Origin of the sequence: Motilimonas sp. 1_MG-2023 (assembly GCF_030547455.1) — a bacterium.
Classification (GTDB): domain Bacteria; phylum Pseudomonadota; class Gammaproteobacteria; order Enterobacterales; family CBDFNC01; genus Motilimonas.
This window is the reverse complement of sequence record NZ_JAUOPX010000148.1, coordinates 1-296: the sequence shown is the minus strand read 5'-3', so window position 1 is coordinate 296 and position 296 is coordinate 1. Positions and strand designations below refer to the sequence as shown.

Genomic DNA, 296 nt, shown 5'->3' with positions numbered 1-296 from the left:
CGGGATGGAGCAGTCTGGTAGCTCGTCGGGCTCATAACCCGAAGGTCGTTGGTTCAAATCCAGCTCCCGCAACCAATCTAAGAGAAAGTACAAATTTAGTCGCGGGATGGAGCAGTCTGGTAGCTCGTCGGGCTCATAACCCGAAGGTCGTTGGTTCAAATCCGGCTCCCGCAACCAATTTGTAAAAGTCAAAGCACTTGTAAAAAATATATTAGAATTCAGTCGCGGGATGGAGCAGTCTGGTAGCTCGTCGGGCTCATAACCCGAAGGTCGTTGGTTCAAATCCAGCTCCCGCA

Annotated in this window: 2 tRNA genes; both read left to right on the top strand. The window is 51.0% G+C overall.

Going from position 1 to position 296, the window contains the following annotated elements:
* Positions 1–100: 100 nt before the first annotated feature.
* Positions 101–177, top strand: a tRNA-Met gene (locus tag Q4519_RS21830).
* 46 nt (positions 178–223) lie between these two features.
* Positions 224–296, top strand: a tRNA-Met gene (locus Q4519_RS21825).